Below are 18,541 nucleotides of genomic sequence, written 5' to 3'. Positions count from 1 at the left end.
AAAAAGTGGTCGTTTGAGGAGTCTGAATTGTGCCTGGTCTGAAGATTTCTATTTTGCAGCAACCTTTAGTGTGGATGGATGGCCCCGCCAACCTGCGCCACTTTGATCGTCAACTGGAAGACATTACCGGGCGTGATGTGATTGTCCTGCCGGAAATGTTCACCACCGGCTTCGCCATGGAAGCGGCAAAACAGTCAATGCCTCAGGATGAGGTGGTCGCCTGGATGCACGCCAAAGCGCAGCAGACCAACGCGCTGATTGCCGGAAGCGCCGCTCTGCAGACCGAACGCGGGCCGGTGAACCGCTTCCTGCTGGTGGAGCCGGAAGGGAAAGTGCATTTCTACGATAAACGCCACCTGTTCCGCATGGCGGATGAGCATCATCACTATGAAGCCGGTAACGAGCGCGTGGTGTTTGAATGGCGCGGCTGGCGTATTTTGCCGCTGGTCTGCTACGACCTGCGTTTCCCGGTGTGGTCGCGTAACCGCAACGATTACGACCTGGCGCTGTATGTTGCCAACTGGCCTGCACCGCGCTCCTTGCACTGGCAGTCGCTGCTGGTGGCGCGCGCGATAGAGAACCAGGCGTACGTGGTGGGCTGCAACCGCGTGGGGACGGACGGTAACGGGCATCACTATCGCGGCGACAGCCGGGTGGTGAATCCGCAGGGCGAGATCATCGCCACCGCCGAGCCGCACCAGGCAACGCGCATTGATGCCGAACTGTCGTTGACGGCGCTGAAGGAGTATCGGGAGAAGTTCCCGGCGTGGCAGGATGCGGACCCGTTTAGCATTGAGTGAAATTATCCCCTCACCCCGCCCCTCTCCCAAAGGGAGAGGGAGGATAAAATATTAACTCACCAGCGCCTGCCCGTCCTTGCGGCTTTCCGTCGCGGCCACGTAGTGTCCTTCCGGCAGGCGGTAAATTACCTGCGCGCCACCGAAGTTGTAATCCTGAAGCGGATCTTCCACCACAATCTGATGTCCGCGCTCGCGCAGGGCGGCAATCGTGTTGCGATCGAACGTCGATTCAACGATCACCTCCCTGCCCTGCACCACGCGCCAGCGCGGGGCGTCGATTGCCGCCTGCGGGTTTTGCCCGTGCAGCATAATGCGCAGCGCCATCTGCATGTGCCCCTGCGCCTGCATCGGGCCGCCCATCACGCCGAAGGACATCAGCGGATGGCCGTTGCCGTCCATCGCAAAGCCCGGAATGATGGTGTGGAACGGGCGCTTGCTGCCCGCCAGCGCGTTCGGATGACTGGGATCAAGCGAAAAACCACAGCCCCGGTTTTGCAGGCTGATGCCGGTGTCAGGCACCACGATGCCTGATCCAAAGCCCATATAGTTGGACTGAATAAACGAGACCATCATTCCGCTGGCGTCCGCGCTGCTGATGTAGACCGTGCCGCTCTGGGTCGGGGAACCGTAGACAAAATCGGACGCCTTGTCATGATCGATAAGCGCCGCGCGTGACTTCAGATAATGGTCGCTCAGCAGCTCTTTCGCCGCGAACGCCATATGGTCTTCATCCGCCACGTAGCGGTCGAGATCCGCCAGCGCCAGCTTCATCGCCTCAATGGACAGGTGCAGGGACTGCACGGAATCCGGATGATGCTTCTCAATGCCGCACTGCTCAAGAATGCCGAGCGCAATCAGCGTGGCGATCCCCTGGCCGTTTGGCGGCAGCTCCTGCACCGAACCGCCCGCGAAGTCGCGCGACAGCAGCTCTACCCAGTCCACGCGATGGCTCGCCAGATCCTCGGCCGTCAGGTGCGCGCCATGCTCTTTGGCGAAGGCAGCAATTTTCTGCGCCAGCTCGCCGCGGTAAAAGGCTCCGCCGTTGGTGCGGGCGATCAGCTCCAGCGAGTTCGCCTGCGCCGGGTTACGGAAGATCTCCCCCACGCGCGGGGCGCGGCCTTCCGGCGCGAAGCAGGCGCTGAAGCCCGGCTGATCTTTCAGCTTGCTATAGCCGCGCTGCCAGAGATGCCCAATCAGCGGGGAGACCGGGAAACCGTTGCGCGCGTAGTCAATGGCAGGCTGCGCCAGCGTGGTCAGCGGCAGCGTGCCGAAGCGTTCCGCCAGCGCGACCCAGCCGGATACCGCCCCCGGCACGGTCACCGCGTCCCAGCCAATTTCCGGCACCGCGGTTTTACCGGCAAACAGATCCGCATGCCAGCTCGCAGGCGAACGACCGGAGGCGTTCAGGCCGTGCAGCTTTTCACCGTCCCAGACGATGGCAAAGGCGTCGCTGCCGATCCCGTTACCGGTCGGCTCTACCACCGTCAGCGCCATCGCGGTGGCAATGGCCGCATCAACGGCGTTGCCGCCCAGCTGCAGCATTTTCATCCCCGCCTGCGCCGCCAGGGGTTGCGACGTGGCAACAGCATTATGGCCCATCATTGGCGGGCGTCGTGAAGCGTAACCGGACGTAAAATCAAGCGCTTTGGTCATCATGACTCCTTAGTCGTGGCGCGGATCGAGCGCATCGCGCAGCCCGTCGCCAAGTAAATTAAAGCCCTGCACGGCAAGGAAAATCGCCACGCCGGGGAAAACAGACATCCACGGCGCCTGCTCAAGAAACCCTTTCGCGGTGTTGAGCATTGAGCCCCAGGACGGATTGGGCGGCTGCTGCCCCAGCCCTAAAAACGACAGGCTGGCTTCGGCGATAATCGCTGAGGCAATCGCCAGCGTGGCCTGCACCAGGATCGGCGACATCACGTTGGGCAGGACGTATTTGATGATGATCCAGCGATCCGGCAGGCCAATCGCCCGCGCGCCGTCGATATACTCTTCGTTGCGAATAGCGATCACCTGACCGCGCGTCAGGCGGGCGAAGATCGGCATCGCCGAAAGACCGATGGCGATCATGGCGTTCGTCAGGCTCGGGCCCAAAAACGCCCCCAGCGCGATCGCCATGATCAGGAACGGACACGCCAGCAGCGCCTCGATAAACCGCGAGATCACGCCATCCCACATCTTCTGGAAGTAGCCCGCCACCAGCCCCAGCGGCACGCCGATAACCACCGCGATAACGACCGACATACAGCCCGCCATCAGCGAGGTGCGCGCCCCCCAGATAATGCGGGATAGAATGTCGCGCCCCAGTTCGTCGGTGCCGAACCAGTACATCGCCGACGGCGCTTTGCGCACCGCCAGGAAGTTAGCTTTAACCGGATCGAACGGGGCGATCCACGGCGCCAGCAGCGCCACCAGCACAAAGAAACCCACCACCACCGCGCCGATCACCGCGCTTTTATTGCCGAGGAATTTCTTCAGCACCCGGTTTTGCGCCCGCGGCAGCGCGGGCACAACGGTTTGCGTCGTCAGTTCCGCCATGGTTACCCTCGCATTTTCGGATTGATAAGGACGTAGAGCACGTCCGCCAGCAGGTTGAGCATCAGGAAGCCGATTGCCACAATCAGCACTACGCCCTGCACCACCGCGTAGTCACGGTTGAACACCGAGTCGACGATCATCTTGCCGAAGCCCGGAATGGTGAAAACCTGCTCGGTCAGCACCGCGCCGCCCAGCAGCTCGCCGAACAGCAGCGTGGTGAGGGTAATTACCGGCACCAGCGCGTTGCGAAAGGCGTGCTTCAGGATCACCGCTTTCGGTAGTAGCCCTTTCGCCCGCGCGGTGCGGATATAGTCCGCCTTCAGCACGGCAATCATCGAGGCGCGGGTGTGGCGCATCAGCGTTGCCGCGAGACCCGTTCCGAGCACGGATGCGGGGAGCAGCAGCGTGCGCAGGTTCTGGAGCGGATCTTCACTGAACGGCACATAGCCGGACGCGGGGAGCCACTGCAGGTTTACCGAAAAGACCAGAATCAGCAGGATCCCCAGCCAGAAGTGCGGGATCGAGATCCCCGAGATCGCCACGAAGTTCGCCCCGTGATCGACCCAGCTGTTTTTGTTCACCGCCGCGAGGATCCCCATGCTGATGCCAAACACCAGCGCGATAATCATCGCCAGCAGCGACAGCTCCAGCGTGACCGGCAGCTTGCTGGCGATCAGCTGCGTCACCGGTTCATGCGTACGTAAGGAGACGCCCAGATCGCCCTGCAGCGCCCGCGTCAGCCAGTGGAAATACTGCACGGGGATCGGCGCATCGAGATTCAGCTCCGCACGCAGCTGGGCGATGACCGCCGGATCGCGCTCCTCGCCGGCCATGGCAATCAGCGGGTCACCGGGCAGCAGCTTTTGCAGCCCGAATACCATCATGCTCACCAGCAGTAGCGTCGGAATAGCCAGCAGCAGACGTTTGCAAATCAGTTCCAGCATGGGTTCTCCTCAGGACGTTTATTTCGCCAGCGTCAAACCCGCCAGACGCACGATGCCGTCCGGGTATGGCTTAAAGCCCTGCACGCTTTTGTTCAGACCGAAAATGCGCGGCTCGAAGTAGAGGTAGGCAATCGGCATATCCGTTTGCAGCTGCTTCACCACCTTGTCGTACAGCGGCTGGCGTGCGGCCTGGTCGGTGCTCTGGCGCGCCTGGATCAGCCACTCATCGACCTGCGCGTTGCTGTAGCGGCCATCGTTAAGCGTGCCTTTGCTGTTGATAAAGCCGTAGATGCTGCCGTCCGGGTCCGGGCGCCCCGACCAGCCGGAGAAGCTCAGCTGATAATCCCCGCTCTGCTGGCGGTCGAGCAGCGTGGCGAATTCGGTCATCTGCAGGTTCAGGTTAAAGCCCGCCTCGGCGACCATCGCCTGCAGCACCTGCCCCACCTGCTGTGAGGTGGGGTTGTTCGGCACCAGCAGGTTGACGTTTAGCGGCGCGGTAATGCCTGCCGCTTTCAGCAGGGCTTTGGCCTTGTCGACGTCACGCGGCGGGACCGGCAGGTTAACGTGATACGGGCTGACCGTCGAAAACGCCTGGTTGGCTGGCGTATACAGCCCTTCAAAGACCACCTGGTTTAACGCATCGCGGTCGATAGCCTGCGAGAAGGCTTCACGCACGCGGGCGTCCTTGAACGGGTCGTTGGCCGGCACCTTGCCGTTGTTGATGTTGAAGGTAATGCCCTGATAGCCCAGGCCGGTTACCTTCGCCAGCGCCAGCTTGCTGTCGGCTTCGACGGTTTTAACGTCGCTGGCGGCGATGCCTTCGGTCAGGTCAAGATCGCCCGCGCGCAGGTTCGCCAGACGCACGGAGGCATCAGGGATCGGCAGATAGATAATTTTGTCGAAGTGGTAGGCGTCTTTGTTCCAGTAGTTATCGAAGCGGCTCAAAACGATGCGGTCCTGGGACACGCGGCTGTCGAATTTATACGGGCCGGAGCAGACCGGATGGGCGGCAAAGTCAGGCTTTTTTGCCGCTTCAGGGGCCATCATGGCGCCCGCACGGTCGGTGAGTTGCATCAGCAGCGCGGCATCAGGCGTTTTCAGGTGCAGCGCAATCTGCATCGGGCCGGTGACCTCTACCGATTCAACGGAGGAGATCTCGCTTTTACGCAGGGAGCCTTTGAGGGTCAGGGCGCGGTCGAGGTTGTATTTCGCGGCGGCGGCATCGAATTTCTCTCCGTCATGGAAGGTGACGCCTTCGCGCAGAGCCATGGTCAGCGTTTTGCCGTCGGCGCTCCAGGCCCACGATTTCGCGAGACCTGGCACGACCTTCAGATGCTCGTCGACGTCCACCAGCCTGTCGCACAGGGAGGCAAACACGAAGCGGCCATAGTAGGTGCGCGCCAGGTGCGGGTCGAGCATGTCCGGGTCTGCTCCCAGGCCGATTCGCAGCACGCTTTCAGAATGAGCGGGCAGCGCCGCGCCAAGCAACATAACACTTCCCAGTACGGTCAAAAGAGAATTACGGATTGTCATTATCATGAGTTCCTTGAAGGAAGGGAGGAGTGAGTGGCCGCGTGTTCAAACAGCGCGCGGCGGCGCAGAAAAGCGGCGGATGGCGGTGCGATCTGAATAACGCTGCGATCGCGGTTGATCTCCTGCCAGCGATGGCAGGCAACCTGACGTCCACCGTCGAGCACCTGATTGATCGGCTCAACCTGGCGGCATTCGTCGGTGACGTACGGGCAGCGGGTGTGGAAACGACAGCCGGACGGCGGGCTGGCCGGGTTGGGCAGATCCCCCTGCAGCAGCGGTGCGTCGCGTTCAGTGCCCGGCTGCATCTGCGGCGCCGAGGCGATCAGCGCCTGAGTATAGGGATGCAGCGGCGCGTCAAAAATCTCGTCAACGGTGGCGAGCTCGACGATTTGCCCGAGATACATGACCGCCACGCGATCGCTCATGTGGCGGATCACCGCCAGACCGTGGGCGACAATCACCATCGTCAGCCCCAGCTGGTTCTTCAGGCTCTCCAGCAGGTTAACCACCTGCGCCTGGACGGAGACGTCCAGCGCGGAAACCGGCTCATCCCCCAGCAGCAGCTTCGGTCCCGAGGCCAGCGCGCGCGCAATGCCGATACGCTGGCGTTGTCCGCCGGAAAACTCGTGCGGATAGCGCCCAGCCCAGGCGGCAGGCAAGCCCACGGTTTTAAGCAGCTCGGCAACGCGGTACTGGCGGTCCGCTTTCTTCATGTTCTGGTGCAGCCACAGCGGCTCGCCGACGATCTGCTCCACCGTCATGCGTGGGTTCAGGGACGCGAAGGGATCCTGAAAGATGATCTGCAGCTCGCGGCGGAGCTGATTGAGGCGCGCGCCCGAGGCGTGGGTGATCTCTTCCCCCTGATAAAATACGCGCCCTTCGCTGGCGGCCAGCAGGCGCAGCAGCAGACGGCCAAGCGTGGATTTTCCGGAGCCGGACTCGCCGACAATCGCCAGCGTTTCGCCCGGCATGACGGCAAGCGACACGCGATCGACCGCCGTGACAAACCGTGCCGGAGTAAAGAGCTTTTTGGGGCCTGGGAAAAGCTTGCTGAGGTCACGGGCTTCAAGTATGGGCGTGGTCATGCGGTCTCTCCCAGGGCAATGTGATGTTCGAGCGGCACGCGGAAGCAGGCGACCCGATGGCCCGCGCCGAGCGTGGTGAGCTGCGGTTTTTCATCATGGCAGCGCGACTGCGCAAACGGACAGCGCGTCGCAAAACGGCAGCCTTGCGGCATGGATTCCGGGAGCGGGACCGCGCCGGGAATGGTGGAGAGCTGGCCCTTGCGTGCGCCAAGGGAGGGAATCGAGCCCATCAGGCCGATGGTGTACGGATGCTGCGGATCGGCAAATATCGCCTCCACGCTCCCCTGCTCCACTACCTGTCCGGCATACATCACCGCTACCTGCTGGGCGACTTCTGCCACCACGCCCAAATCGTGGGTGATCATCAGTACCGCCGTGCCGGTTTCCTCTTTTAAGGTGTTGAGCAAGGCGAGGATTTGCGCCTGGATGGTGACGTCGAGCGCAGTGGTCGGTTCGTCGGCAATCAGCAGTTTGGGGTGGTTAATCAGCGCCATTGCAATCATCACCCGCTGGCGCATGCCGCCGGAAAGCTGGTGAGGATAAGCCTTGAGGCGCATCTCTGCCGCCGGGATCTGCACTTTCTCGAGGATCTGCAGCGCGACCTTCATCGCCTCTGCGCGCGAGACGTTCTGGTGTCGCATAACCGCTTCGCTCAGCTGATCCCCCAGCGTAAATGCCGGATTGAGCGAGGTCATCGGCTCCTGAAAAACCATCGCCAGCTCGCTGCCGCGCAGGTCGGCATATTCCCGCGGCGAGAGCTTGCGCAGATCGTGGCGGCGAAACAGCATCTCCCCGCTGACGATCCGTGCGCTGGCGGGCAATAACCCCATCAGCGCCAGTGAGGTAATACTTTTCCCGCAGCCGGACTCTCCCACCAGCGCCAGCGTTTCGCCCGCCCTGACGGTCAGCGAGATACCGTCAAGCACGCTAACCGGCGAGCCCGCGAACGTAACGTTGAGGTTTTGCACTCGCAATACGGGGGTGGCGTCCTTAAAAGGTATAGTCGTCATGGCGTGAAGTCGTCCTCAAGGTGGATCGCCTGAATCAGGGCGGTTTGCAGGCTGAGCAGGTGTTCGCGCATGGCTGCCGCGGCTTCATTAGGCTGGCGATGGATAATCGCAGACATGATCTTATGGTGGTGGTCGTTATAGCTGTCGACACGTTCGGGCGTGCGGGCTAATTCACGAAGATGCTGCCAGCCCGGTTCGCGCCGAACGGCATCAATGGCATCAAACAGGCCGAGCATCAGGCGGTTGCCCGCAGCCTCGGCAATAGCCCGGTGAAAGGCGCTATCCCAGAGTTCGTTGAGATCGCGGTCGTCCGGGCTGACCTTGTCGATGCGTTCCAGCATGCGCTGCATAAGCGCGAGGTTTTCCCTGGTGGCACGCAGTGCCGCAAGCCGGGCTAAGCCGGGTTCGAGCTGTAGACGAGCTTCCATCACTTCCAGAAGGTTGGTCTGCTGAACCAATCCCTGAAGGGCCAGCGGTTCAACGGGTGCCGCCGGGCCAATAAAGGTCCCTTTGCCCTGCTTACGCCAGATGCGCCCCTCTTCTTCCAGCACGTCGAGCGCACGACGCACTTCACGTCGCCCTACGCCGAGAGTGTCCGACAGCTCACGTTCCGTGGGCAGCGGTATGCCTGGTGTTGACTCGTGCTGGTTGATAAGCCCGCGCAACTGCTCAAGCGCGGTGCTGGAATTGGCCAGAAACCGTGACGGTTTTTCCATATTGGTTCGCTCGCTTTCATCATTGCTTTATTTTTATTAACGATAAGTTATTGATATGGAATGACGCTTATCGTGCTAATGATTAAGCAATAAACAAACCAATACTGAATTGGTTCGGTCTTTTTTTGGGCGCGGGAGATAACCAAATGATTTTGCGTGAATTTTTTTTACAGAAAGACACATTCTGAATGAGGTCTGAAGAGAGGCGCGGTGGAAAAATGCACAACAACAGTGCAAATAACGCACCACATCCGTGCAATTGTTAATTAATTGCACTAAAAACATTAACTTTTTGTTAACGAAAAGAGAGAGGATGAGATTACAGAACGCTGAAACGACGAAGGCCTGAATCATTTCTGATTCAGGCCTTCTGAATAGTGGCGGAACGGACGGGACTCGAACCCGCGACCCCCTGCGTGACAGGCAGGTATTCTAACCGACTGAACTACCGCTCCACTGTTCCCGTTTGGGGAACGAGGCGCATATTACGGTGCGCCTCCGATCTCGTCAACGCTTTTTCTCGCGTTTTGAATCGTTTGCTGCAAAAATCGCCCAAACGATGATTTTACAGGCATTCCGGCGTTTTTTCAGGCACGCCACAGACAGCTGCCGCCCTTCTTCTGCACCAGATCAAGACGGGATTCGTGGTTAAGCAGCTCTTCATCACTGGCTAAAACAACCCGTAGCCGGCTTGCCTGACGGACAACACGCTGAATACCCGCTTCGCCCTGCGTCTGCTGAGACTCATTTTCCATACTGAACTTCATTGACGTCTGCCCGCCGGTCATCGTCAGATAGACATCGGCCAGGATCTGGGCATCGAGCAACGCCCCGTGGAGCGTTCGCTTGGTATTGTCTATCTCGTAGCGCGAGCAGAGTGCATCCAGGCTGTTACGCTTGCCGGGGAACATCTTCCTTGCCAGCGCCAGACTGTCCGTCACCTTACAGAAGGTGTTCGTCTTCGGGATATCACGATTAAGCTTGCTGAATTCATAGTCCATAAAGCCGATATCGAACGAGGCGTTATGGATGACAAGCTCGGCGCCCTTGATGTATTCCAGGAACTCGTCAGCCACATCCGCAAACGTCGGCTTATCCAGCAAGAACTCATCGGCAATCCCGTGAACGCCGAACGCTTCGGGGTCCACCAGCCGATCGGGCTTGAGGTAAACGTGGAAGTTGTTCCCCGTAAGACGACGGTTCACCACTTCAACGGCGCCGATCTCGATGATCTTATGCCCTTCGTAGTGCGCGCCGATCTGGTTCATACCGGTGGTTTCGGTATCGAGGACGATCTGGCGAGTAATTGCAGTGCTCATAGCGGTCATTTATGTCAGACTTATCGTTTAACTGAACGTTTCGAATACAGGAAGTCTACCAGAGATGCGTAAACAGGTAGAAATTTTCACCGATGGATCTTGTCTCGGTAACCCAGGGCCCGGCGGCTACGGCGCGATTATGCGCTATCGCCAGCACGAAAAAACCTTTAGTGAAGGCTATTTTCTGACCACCAACAACCGGATGGAGTTGATGGCGGCCATCGTGGCGCTGGAGGCATTAAAAGAACATTGTGACGTGGTGTTAAGTACCGACAGTCAGTACGTGCGTCAGGGGATCACCCAGTGGATCCATAACTGGAAAAAACGCGGCTGGAAAACCGCCGATAAGAAACCGGTCAAGAACGTCGATCTCTGGAAACGTCTTGATGCTGCGCTGGGTCAACACCAGATTAAATGGGAGTGGGTTAAAGGGCACGCCGGCCATCCGGAAAACGAACGCTGTGACGAGCTGGCGCGTGCGGCGGCCGCTAACCCTGCGCATGAGGACGCGGGCTATCAGCCCGAATCCTGATCACGGCTTTTTGTATTGCCGCGTGGCGCCGACGGTCTGGCGGATGGGCGTTTTCGATTTGCTTTGCTTCATGGGGTTAAGCGTAAGGGGAATGGTTCGCTTACGCGCGACGATAAACTGCAAACAGCCCAGGGCGGGGAGATGGGTGCTCAGCACCACGCCACCCTGACGCGCCCAGGGCAGCACCTGAAAACCACCGTAGCAAAGCACTTCAAAGTTCAGCAGTGAAAGCCAGTCGAGCTGGCGCATCATGGTGAACATCCGGCTGTTGTAAGGTGGATTCCTGCGTAGCACCGGCACCAGCTTACGCAGCCCCATCAGGCTTAACGGATTGAATCCGCTAAGTACCAGCCAGCCGTCATCAATAAGCACGCGATCGGCTTCACGAAGCAGACGATGCGGATCGCTGCACCAGGGCAGCGTGTGAGCGAGTAAACACGCATCAACGGATTTTTCCGCAAACGGCAGATGCAACGGTTCTGCTTTTACCTGAACCGGCGATCCGCCGAGAGAGACGTTGACCTGATGCGAGATAGCGCAGCTTTCGGTATTGATTTCCGCGCTGAGATTGCCAATCTTAAGCAGGTGAAAGCCATACATTTTCGCGAGCCAGGGCTTCAGCTGTTGTTCTAACGCTTCGCGATAATATTCACCCCAGGGCAATTCCGCCCAACGTTCCGGTGCTGCGACAGTCTGAGGTATCCTTGCCGGTTTCATCAAAACACCCGCCACGCTATAAGAGGTAATGTATGAATCTTATCAGTATTCCAGCGTTTCAGGACAATTACATCTGGGTTTTGGTTGACGACGATCGTCGATGCGTCATTGTCGATCCCGGAGAATCGGCCCCTGTTCTGCGCGCAATAAAAGAGAACGACTGGCAGCCAGAAGCCATTCTGTTGACGCATCATCATAACGATCACACTGGCGGCGTGCCTGAACTGCACGCTCATTTTCCGCATCTTGTGGTTTACGGACCGGCAGAAGCACAAGATAAGGGAATCACGCATGTAGTCGAAGAAGGCGAAAATATTCTCATACGTGAGTGGGAGTTTTCCGTATTTGCTACACCGGGTCACACTTTGGGACATCTGTGTTTCTACAGTAAGCCTTATCTTTTTTGCGGCGATACCCTGTTCTCCGGAGGCTGCGGAAGATTGTTTGAAGGTACGCCAGCGCAAATGTACCAGTCTTTACAGAAGATTAACGCATTGCCCGATGACACCGTTATTTGTTGCGCTCATGAGTATACATTAGGAAATATGAAGTTTGCCGTCAGCCTGTTGCCTGAGGATCGGGCGATTCAGGATTATTATCACAAAGTGAAGGAGTTACGTGCAAAAAACCAAAAAACACTCCCCGTAATTCTGAAAAACGAGCGCCAAATTAATTTATTTTTACGAACAGATGATACTGATTTAATTAATAAAATTAACCAAGAAACAAATTTGCAACAACCAGAACAGCGATTTGCATGGTTAAGGTCAAAGAAAGATAACTTCAGATAATTGCGGGTTGCCTTTTCAAAATTTCGCCGTTATCATCGCTCGTCTTTTAAGCAACTATTGACACACACATGAAGGCAAAAGCGATATTACTCGCCTCTGTCCTGCTTGTAGGTTGCCAGTCACAGAATGGCAGCAACGTACAACAGCACGCACAGAGCCTTTCTGCAGCTGGTCAAGGGGAAGCAGGGAAGTTTGCAAGTTCGGCGCGCTGGATGGACGATGGAACATCTTTCGCGCAGGATCAAGACTTGTGGACCTCTATTGGCGACGAGCTAAAGATGGGAATTCCGGAAAATACCCGGATTCGCGAACAGAAACAGAAGTATTTAAGAAATAAGAGCTATCTCCACGATGTAACGTTACGGGCAGAGCCGTATATGTACTGGATAGCCGGGCAAGTTAAGAAACGTAACATGCCTATGGAGCTGGTACTCCTACCCATAGTGGAGAGCGCTTTTGACCCACACGCGACGTCTGGCGCCAATGCCGCAGGCATTTGGCAGATCATTCCGAGCACAGGGCGAAACTATGGTCTGAAACAGACCCGCAACTATGATGCGCGTCGCGATGTTGTCGCTTCAACGACAGCCGCTCTCGACATGATGCAACGTCTGAACAAGATGTTTGACGGCGACTGGCTGTTAACGGTCGCAGCGTATAATAGTGGCGAAGGTCGTGTACTGAAGGCAATGAAAGCGAATAAAGCACGGGGTAAATCCACCGATTTTTGGTCGCTCTCACTGCCACAGGAAACAAAGATTTACGTACCGAAAATGCTGGCTTTGAGCGATATTCTCAAGAACAGCAAGCGTTATGGTGTACAACTGCCAACACCAGACGAAAGTCGTGCACTGGCGCGTGTTCGCCTCAGCAATCCAGTTGATATTCAACAGGTTGCTGATATGACGGGTATGTCGGTAAGTAAATTGAAAACCTTTAATGCTGGCGTTAAAGGCTCAACCCTGGGGGCAAGTGGCCCGCAGTATGTAATGGTTCCGCAGAAACATGCTGACCAGTTACGTGAGTCTTTAGCTTCTGGTGAAATCGCCGCCGTTCAGTCAACGCTGATCGCGGATGCATCATCAGTCAACAGCCGCAGCTATAAGGTTCGTTCAGGTGATACGCTTTCGGGCATTGCGTCACGTCTTGGCGTGAATGCGAAAGATCTGCAGCAGTGGAATAATCTGCGCAGCTCCGGCCTGAAAGTGGGTCAGACTCTGACGGTAGGTGCAGGTAGCAGCGCACAGCGTCTCGCCAGCAACAGCGATAGCATTACCTATCGCGTGCGCAAGGGCGATTCACTGTCCAGTATCGCAAAACGACACGGCGTAAACATCAAGGATGTGATGCGCTGGAACAATGATACTGACAATCTGAAACCTGGCGACCAGCTGACGCTGTTTGTGAAGAACAGCGCTACGCCAGACTCCTGATAGCACGATCGAAAGATAAAAAGGCACCGATTCCCCTCGGTGCCTTTTTTGTTTATCCCGCTTTTTGCGCTTCAGCCATGATGGTATCGCTGGTGAATGAACCATCGTTTTGCAGTTCAAAGTACGCCTTTACCTCCGCGGATGCACTCTCCTGATACAGCCTGATCGCCTGACTTAATGCTTCCGGGGTGCGCATACGCGCTATCCACGAGCTAAACTCCAGCGGCAAACGGTCTGTGATTAACGAGCGTGTAATCAGTCCCGCTTCCGTGATAAGCGATAACCACTCTCCGCTGGCGTAGTTTTGCACATGCGAGGTGTCGCGCAGCGCTTCCACCGTTTGCAGCCAGATATTGCGCACCGGATGCCCAGGTGACATCACATCCATAATGATGAATGTGCCGCCCGGCTTCAGAACGCGTTTGACCTCGCGTAATGCCTGGCCGACATCATGCCAGTGGTGCGCGGAATAACGGCTGATAACCACCTCAAACGACGCATCATCAAACGGTAAGGATTCGGCATAGCCCTGGCGCGTATTGATGTTGTTCAGCCCCTTCGCTTTCGCCGCCTCGGCAACGACGTCCAGCATCTGGCTGGATAAGTCATACGCGGTAACGTGCGCCACCTGCTGCGCAGCCGTAAAGCTGGCATGCCCTGCCCCGCAGCCTAAATCCAGCACGTGCGCCTGCGGAAATGCCGACAGGCGCTCACCGAGACGCACCAGATCGCGGCCTGAAGCGTGTACAGCGCTGCTCAGATAGGCACTTGCCTGAGAACCAAACTGTCTTTCTACGTTGTCATGATGGGAGTGTGTTGTTGTCATCGTACTGTCCTTTGTGAGTGAAAAATAAAGGGCAGCACCCGCGCAGGCCTGCCCCACGGCAGACCTGACACACCATTATTTATCAGGTTTGCCGGGACTGAATTCGACTAGTAGAGGGTTATGATCCGAGGCGCGCGTCACCAGAACAGAGGCATCGTGCACGCTCAAACCACGATAGAAGACGAAATCGAGAGGACGACCAAAGGCTTTTTTGCGCTGGTCGTCGCTAAAACGAACTTCACGCAGCGACATTTCGCGCGCGAAGCGATAGAGCGCATTCATGCGCGGACGGCTCCAGGCATTGAAATCGCCGGCCATAATGATGGGCCCGCTGTGATGCGCTATCTGATCGCCAATGGGAAGTAACTGCTTACTGTAGACATCCACGCCCAGGCTGAAATTTACCGCATGGATATTCACAACCATCAGCATTCGGGTATCCGGCAGCGGATAGACCGTCACCAGCGCCGATTTCGCCAGACGCAGGATAGGCTCGCGTTCGCGCAGCGGACAGCAATAGACGGGATGTGCTGCAGAAAGCGTCATCACGCCTGAGGGATGTTGCGGCAGGACAAATGCAGGCACCTGGTCGGCGGCAAGATAGTTCGTGGTGGCAAACCGTACCAGCTCCGGGGTGGTTTGCGCCTCCTGGAGCAGAACCAGGTGGGCATCTTTTCCAAAATTCTTGAGTACCGATAACCATTCGGCACGCTGCTGCTTAAAGATATTCCACACCAGTACGCGGATTTTTTCATCGCTGCTTAACGGCGTGCCGGCGGGTAATGCCTGGCTTATGCTCGCAAATGACCCCGGAGGCAAGATCCTCTCCGCGGGCATTCCGGCTACATAACGCATGGCATAGGTATTTTTTCGCACTTTTGGAAACAGCCTCTGTAACATGAACCAGCCCGGAAAACGGACTGGTTCTAATGTTATAGGGACTTTAGGTCATACTTTCAACGCAATTTCTGAGAAACCGCTTTCCAGTTTTGTCAGCAAGCGCTTACTTATATTAACCCAGCGCGATCCGAGCAGGTTTATCAAGGCGCCCGCTCAGGCCAATCAGCAGGAAGGCCACCAGGACAATCACCGCTCCAATCCACGGGGTCTGGGTTAATCCGAAGTGTTCGACGGTTTGCCCACCAACGATGGAGCCCAGCGCGATACCGATATTAAAAGCGGCAATATTCAGGCCGGAAGCCACATCCACTGCATTAGGCGTATAAAGCTCGGCTTTCTGTACAACGTAGACCTGAAGCCCGGGCACATTGCCAAAGGCGAAGATCCCCATGACCAGTACCGTGACCAGCGCGGCGTAGTGTATCGAAGCGGTGAACTGGAAAATCATCAGCAGAACAACCAGCGCGGCGAAGATAAATTTCAGCGCTGGTACCGCGCCATGCTTATCTGCAAGCTTGCCGCCCCAGATATTGCCAATGGCAACGGAAATACCGTATCCCAGCAAAATCCAGCTTACGGCATTGGGGGAGAAGCCAGCCAGATCCTGCATCATCGGCGCCAGGAAGGTGAAAGCGGTGAATACGCCGCCATAACCCAATGCAGTTACCGCGTAGATGATCAGCAAACGCGGATGCGTAAGCACCTTCAGCTGATCGCGCAGGCTGGCGCTCGCCCGGCCTGGAATATTCGACGGCACCAGCAGCAGGCTGGTCACCAGGGCAATGACGCCCAGTAAGGAGACGGCCAGGAACGTTTCACGCCAGCCGAAGTGTTGTCCGATGAACGTTCCCAGCGGTACGCCCGTAACGAGTGCAACGGTCAGTCCACCAAACATGATCGCAATAGCGGAGGCCGCTTTCTCTTTGGGTACCAGGCTGGTTGCAATAGTGGAACCAATCGAAAAGAACACCCCGTGCGCAAGGCCGGTCAACAGACGGGCAATCACCAGCGTGGTGTAGTCCGGTGCCTGCCAGGCCAGAATGTTGCCGGCGGTGAATAGCACCATCAGCGCGACTAACAGCTGCTTACGCGGAAAACGCCCGGTCAGTGCCGTCAGCACTGGCGCCCCGACGGCGACGCCCAGGGCGTAGATAGACACCAACAGCCCGGCAGAGGGTAACGAGATCGCAAGCTGGTTAGCAATAGTGGGAACCAGCCCCACGATAACAAATTCAGTCGTGCCAATTGCAAAGGCACTGATCGTCAGGGCAAGTAGCGCCAGTGGCATAAAATACTCCGTATCATCAGGATTAAGATGACAGGCAGTATGCGCCAGTGCTTAAATAACAAAAATGGTCAAAATCTCAATAGAATTTTGCAGGTGGTGCAACAATGAAAGCTACATCGGAAGAGCTGACAATCTTTGTCGCCGTCGTTGAAAGCGGCAGCTTTAGCCGCGCGGCCGAACAGCTGGGACAGGCTAACTCAGCCATCAGCCGTTCGGTAAAAAAACTGGAGATGAAGCTTGGAGTGAGTCTGCTCAACCGAACGACGCGACAGCTGAGCCTGACGGAAGAAGGAGAGCGTTATTTTCGCCGCGTGCAGTCGGTACTGCAGGAGATGGCCGCAGCGGAGACCGAGATAATGGAGACCCGCAGCACGCCGCGCGGATTGCTGCGCATTGATGCAGCCACGCCGGTTGTGCTTCACTTTCTGATGCCGCTGATTAAACCTTTCCGCGAACGCTATCCGGAGATGACGCTTTCTCTCGTCTCCTCAGAGACGTTTATTAACCTCATCGAGCGTAAAGTGGATGTGGCTATTCGGGCGGGAACGCTGACCGATTCAAGCTTGCGTGCCCGCCCTCTGTTTGCCAGCTACCGTAAAATTATCGCGTCGCCACAGTATATTGCTGAACATGGTAAACCGGAGACGGTTGAAGAACTGAAGCAGCATCTGTGCCTGGGCTTTACGGAGCCGGTATCGCTGAACACCTGGCCTGTCGCCTGTCATGATGGTCAACTTCATGAAATTACGAGCGGATTGTCATCTAACAGCGGGGAAACGCTGAAGCAGCTGTGCCTTGAAGGAAATGGTATCGCCTGCTTGTCAGACTATATGATTGATAAGGAGATTGCCCGGGGTGAGCTGGTGGAATTGATGGCCGATAAACGCCTGCCGGTCGAAATGCCTTTTAGCGCGGTGTATTACAGTGACAGAGCGGTGAGTACGCGCATTCGTGCCTTTATTGATTTTCTGAGTGAACATATAAAAACAGCTCCCGGAGGAGCTGTGTGAGGGTTCAGGTTACAGAGGGCGGGTCAAACTTAATCCCAGTCAGGAGCTAAACCTTCCGGGCTGACCAGACGATCGTTGCACTCCAGCGCGGCAATCGCTTTTTTATCGTCAGCATCCAGATGAAGATCCGTTGCTAACAGGTTGCTGGCCAGGTTTTCACGCTTAGTTGATGATGGGATCACGGCATAACCTTCACCCATTGCCCATGCCAGAATGACCTGCGCGGCAGTCGCGTTATGTTTCTCAGCGATACGCGTAATCACTTCATCTTTCAGCGCCTTACCGTAGGCCAGCGTCATGTATGAGGTGATGTGGATCCCGTGCTGTTTTGCCCAGTCCACGACTTTACGATTTTGCAGGTACGGAGACAGCTCAATCTGGTTGGTCGCAATATTTTCTGCGCCAACAGCAGCAATAGCTTTTTCCATCAGCGGGATCGTGAAGTTGGAGATCCCAATTTCGCGGGTTAATCCCTGCTTTTTCGCTTCCAGCAATGCCTGCATGAATTCTTCCACGGAGACGGCATCGTTCGGTGATGGCCAGTGGATCAGCGTCAAATCTACATAGTCAGTACGCAGTTTTTTCAGGCTTTCTTTCAGGCTTGGGATCAGCTTGTCTTTGCTGAGATTCTCAATCCAGATTTTCGTGGTGATGAACAGCTCATTACGCGGTACACCACTCTCTTCGAGAGCTTGTCCTACGGCAGCTTCGTTTTCATAGATCTGCGCCGTATCAACCGCGCGATAGCCCAGTTCGAGTGCGGTTTTAACTGATGCAATAACAACGTCGTCTTTAAGGCGGAAAGTGCCCAGACCAAATGCAGGGAGAGTCATACTATTCCTCAATCGTTATGTTCGTAAACTGAGGACGATTATCGCTGGCGTTGTTATAGAGAAAAAGATCGCAAAACGCAGAGGATTTTTGCTGATTTCGCAATAATTAAGCGTCAGATAAGAAAAAAGCCCTGAGCATTAGCTCAGGGCTTTTAATAAGTGGCGGAACGGACGGGACTCGAACCCGCGACCCCCTGCGTGACAGGCAGGTATTCTAACCGACTGAACTACCGCTCCACCGAAGACTGCTTGTAACCACCGGATTA

The 18,541-nt window shown here is 56.6% G+C and carries 18 protein-coding genes and 2 tRNA genes; 5 read left to right on the top strand and 15 right to left on the bottom strand.

Annotated elements, in window-relative coordinates; all coding sequences use genetic code 11:
- The first annotated feature begins 29 nt into the window (after positions 1–29).
- Positions 30–800, top strand: a complete 771-nt coding sequence (locus tag LRM19_RS00100; RefSeq protein WP_023343415.1) for an amidohydrolase — start codon at positions 30–32, stop codon at positions 798–800.
- A gap of 51 nt (positions 801–851) precedes the next feature.
- Here the strand turns inward: LRM19_RS00100 and LRM19_RS00095 are convergent, their stop codons facing one another.
- The 9 genes from LRM19_RS00095 to dnaQ all read right to left on the bottom strand — a co-directional run bounded on the left by LRM19_RS00095 (position 852) and on the right by dnaQ (position 9,945).
- Positions 852–2,453, bottom strand: a complete 1,602-nt coding sequence (locus LRM19_RS00095) for a gamma-glutamyltransferase family protein (RefSeq protein WP_271367673.1) — start codon at positions 2,451–2,453, stop codon at positions 852–854.
- Positions 2,454–2,462: 9 nt separating this feature from the next.
- Positions 2,463–3,338, bottom strand: a complete 876-nt coding sequence (locus LRM19_RS00090; RefSeq protein WP_111965866.1) for an ABC transporter permease — start codon at positions 3,336–3,338, stop codon at positions 2,463–2,465.
- 2 nt (positions 3,339–3,340) lie between these two features.
- Entirely contained in the window at positions 3,341–4,282 is a 942-nt protein-coding gene (locus tag LRM19_RS00085) for an ABC transporter permease (protein ID WP_023310491.1), read from the bottom strand.
- A gap of 18 nt (positions 4,283–4,300) precedes the next feature.
- Positions 4,301–5,815 carry an ABC transporter substrate-binding protein gene (locus LRM19_RS00080; protein ID WP_271366815.1) on the bottom strand — a complete coding sequence of 505 codons (1,515 nt, stop codon included), beginning with the start codon at positions 5,813–5,815 and terminating at the stop codon, positions 4,301–4,303.
- Between the two features lie 2 nt (positions 5,816–5,817).
- Positions 5,818–6,900 carry an ABC transporter ATP-binding protein gene (locus LRM19_RS00075; RefSeq protein WP_127729680.1) on the bottom strand — a complete coding sequence of 361 codons (1,083 nt, stop codon included), beginning with the start codon at positions 6,898–6,900 and terminating at the stop codon, positions 5,818–5,820.
- Complete coding sequence (locus LRM19_RS00070) at positions 6,897–7,910, bottom strand: ABC transporter ATP-binding protein (protein WP_271366813.1); 1,014 nt, start codon at positions 7,908–7,910, stop codon at positions 6,897–6,899. The genes LRM19_RS00075 and LRM19_RS00070 overlap by 4 nt, the downstream gene beginning before the upstream one ends.
- The gene (locus LRM19_RS00065; RefSeq protein ID WP_023334601.1) at positions 7,907–8,626 is read right to left on the bottom strand and encodes a FadR/GntR family transcriptional regulator; all 720 of its coding nucleotides are present in this window, start codon (positions 8,624–8,626) and stop codon (positions 7,907–7,909) included. The genes LRM19_RS00070 and LRM19_RS00065 overlap by 4 nt, the downstream gene beginning before the upstream one ends.
- A gap of 378 nt (positions 8,627–9,004) precedes the next feature.
- Positions 9,005–9,081, bottom strand: a tRNA-Asp gene (locus LRM19_RS00060).
- 132 nt (positions 9,082–9,213) lie between these two features.
- Positions 9,214–9,945, bottom strand: coding sequence for a DNA polymerase III subunit epsilon (gene dnaQ, locus LRM19_RS00055; protein WP_048029949.1), 732 nt, complete (start codon positions 9,943–9,945; stop codon positions 9,214–9,216).
- A 64-nt stretch (positions 9,946–10,009) separates the two neighbouring features.
- On the opposite strand from dnaQ, the gene rnhA reads away from it, so the two are divergent.
- A complete protein-coding gene (rnhA, locus tag LRM19_RS00050; RefSeq protein ID WP_008500276.1) occupies positions 10,010–10,477 on the top strand; it encodes a ribonuclease HI in 468 nt (155 codons plus the stop codon).
- Here the strand turns inward: rnhA and LRM19_RS00045 are convergent, their stop codons facing one another.
- Positions 10,478–11,194 carry a class I SAM-dependent methyltransferase gene (locus LRM19_RS00045; RefSeq protein WP_271366808.1) on the bottom strand — a complete coding sequence of 239 codons (717 nt, stop codon included), beginning with the start codon at positions 11,192–11,194 and terminating at the stop codon, positions 10,478–10,480.
- A gap of 32 nt (positions 11,195–11,226) precedes the next feature.
- Between LRM19_RS00045 and gloB the strand changes: the two genes are divergently transcribed.
- Both gloB and mltD read left to right on the top strand, forming a co-directional pair.
- Entirely contained in the window at positions 11,227–11,985 is a 759-nt protein-coding gene (gene gloB, locus LRM19_RS00040; protein ID WP_115874288.1) for a hydroxyacylglutathione hydrolase, read from the top strand.
- Positions 11,986–12,053: 68 nt separating this feature from the next.
- Entirely contained in the window at positions 12,054–13,418 is a 1,365-nt protein-coding gene (gene mltD / locus LRM19_RS00035; RefSeq protein ID WP_115874287.1) for a murein transglycosylase D, read from the top strand.
- Between the two features lie 52 nt (positions 13,419–13,470).
- On the opposite strand, the gene LRM19_RS00030 is transcribed toward mltD, so the two are convergent.
- The 3 genes from LRM19_RS00030 to LRM19_RS00020 all read right to left on the bottom strand — a co-directional run bounded on the left by LRM19_RS00030 (position 13,471) and on the right by LRM19_RS00020 (position 16,432).
- Positions 13,471–14,244 (bottom strand): class I SAM-dependent methyltransferase, encoded by a 774-nt coding sequence (locus LRM19_RS00030; protein WP_271366806.1) that lies wholly within the window; start codon positions 14,242–14,244, stop codon positions 13,471–13,473.
- 75 nt (positions 14,245–14,319) lie between these two features.
- A complete protein-coding gene (locus LRM19_RS00025; RefSeq protein ID WP_024909448.1) occupies positions 14,320–15,120 on the bottom strand; it encodes an endonuclease/exonuclease/phosphatase family protein in 801 nt (266 codons plus the stop codon).
- Between the two features lie 136 nt (positions 15,121–15,256).
- Positions 15,257–16,432: an MFS transporter gene (locus LRM19_RS00020; RefSeq protein WP_271366804.1), complete on the bottom strand. Its 1,176-nt coding sequence runs from the start codon at positions 16,430–16,432 to the stop codon at positions 15,257–15,259.
- 104 nt (positions 16,433–16,536) lie between these two features.
- On the opposite strand from LRM19_RS00020, the gene yafC reads away from it, so the two are divergent.
- Positions 16,537–17,442, top strand: a complete 906-nt coding sequence (gene yafC / locus LRM19_RS00015) for a DNA-binding transcriptional regulator YafC (RefSeq protein WP_045909864.1) — start codon at positions 16,537–16,539, stop codon at positions 17,440–17,442.
- Positions 17,443–17,471: 29 nt separating this feature from the next.
- On the opposite strand, the gene dkgB is transcribed toward yafC, so the two are convergent.
- Both dkgB and LRM19_RS00005 read right to left on the bottom strand, forming a co-directional pair.
- On the bottom strand, positions 17,472–18,275 hold the full coding sequence (gene dkgB, locus LRM19_RS00010; protein WP_271366801.1) for a 2,5-didehydrogluconate reductase DkgB: 804 nt from the start codon (positions 18,273–18,275) through the stop codon (positions 17,472–17,474).
- 160 nt (positions 18,276–18,435) lie between these two features.
- Positions 18,436–18,512, bottom strand: a tRNA-Asp gene (locus LRM19_RS00005).
- Positions 18,513–18,541 lie beyond the last annotated feature (29 nt).

Origin of the sequence: Enterobacter sp. PI-10 (assembly GCF_027947695.1) — a bacterium.
Lineage (GTDB): Bacteria > Pseudomonadota > Gammaproteobacteria > Enterobacterales > Enterobacteriaceae > Enterobacter > Enterobacter vonholyi.
This window is presented reverse-complemented; position numbering and strand designations above follow the sequence as displayed.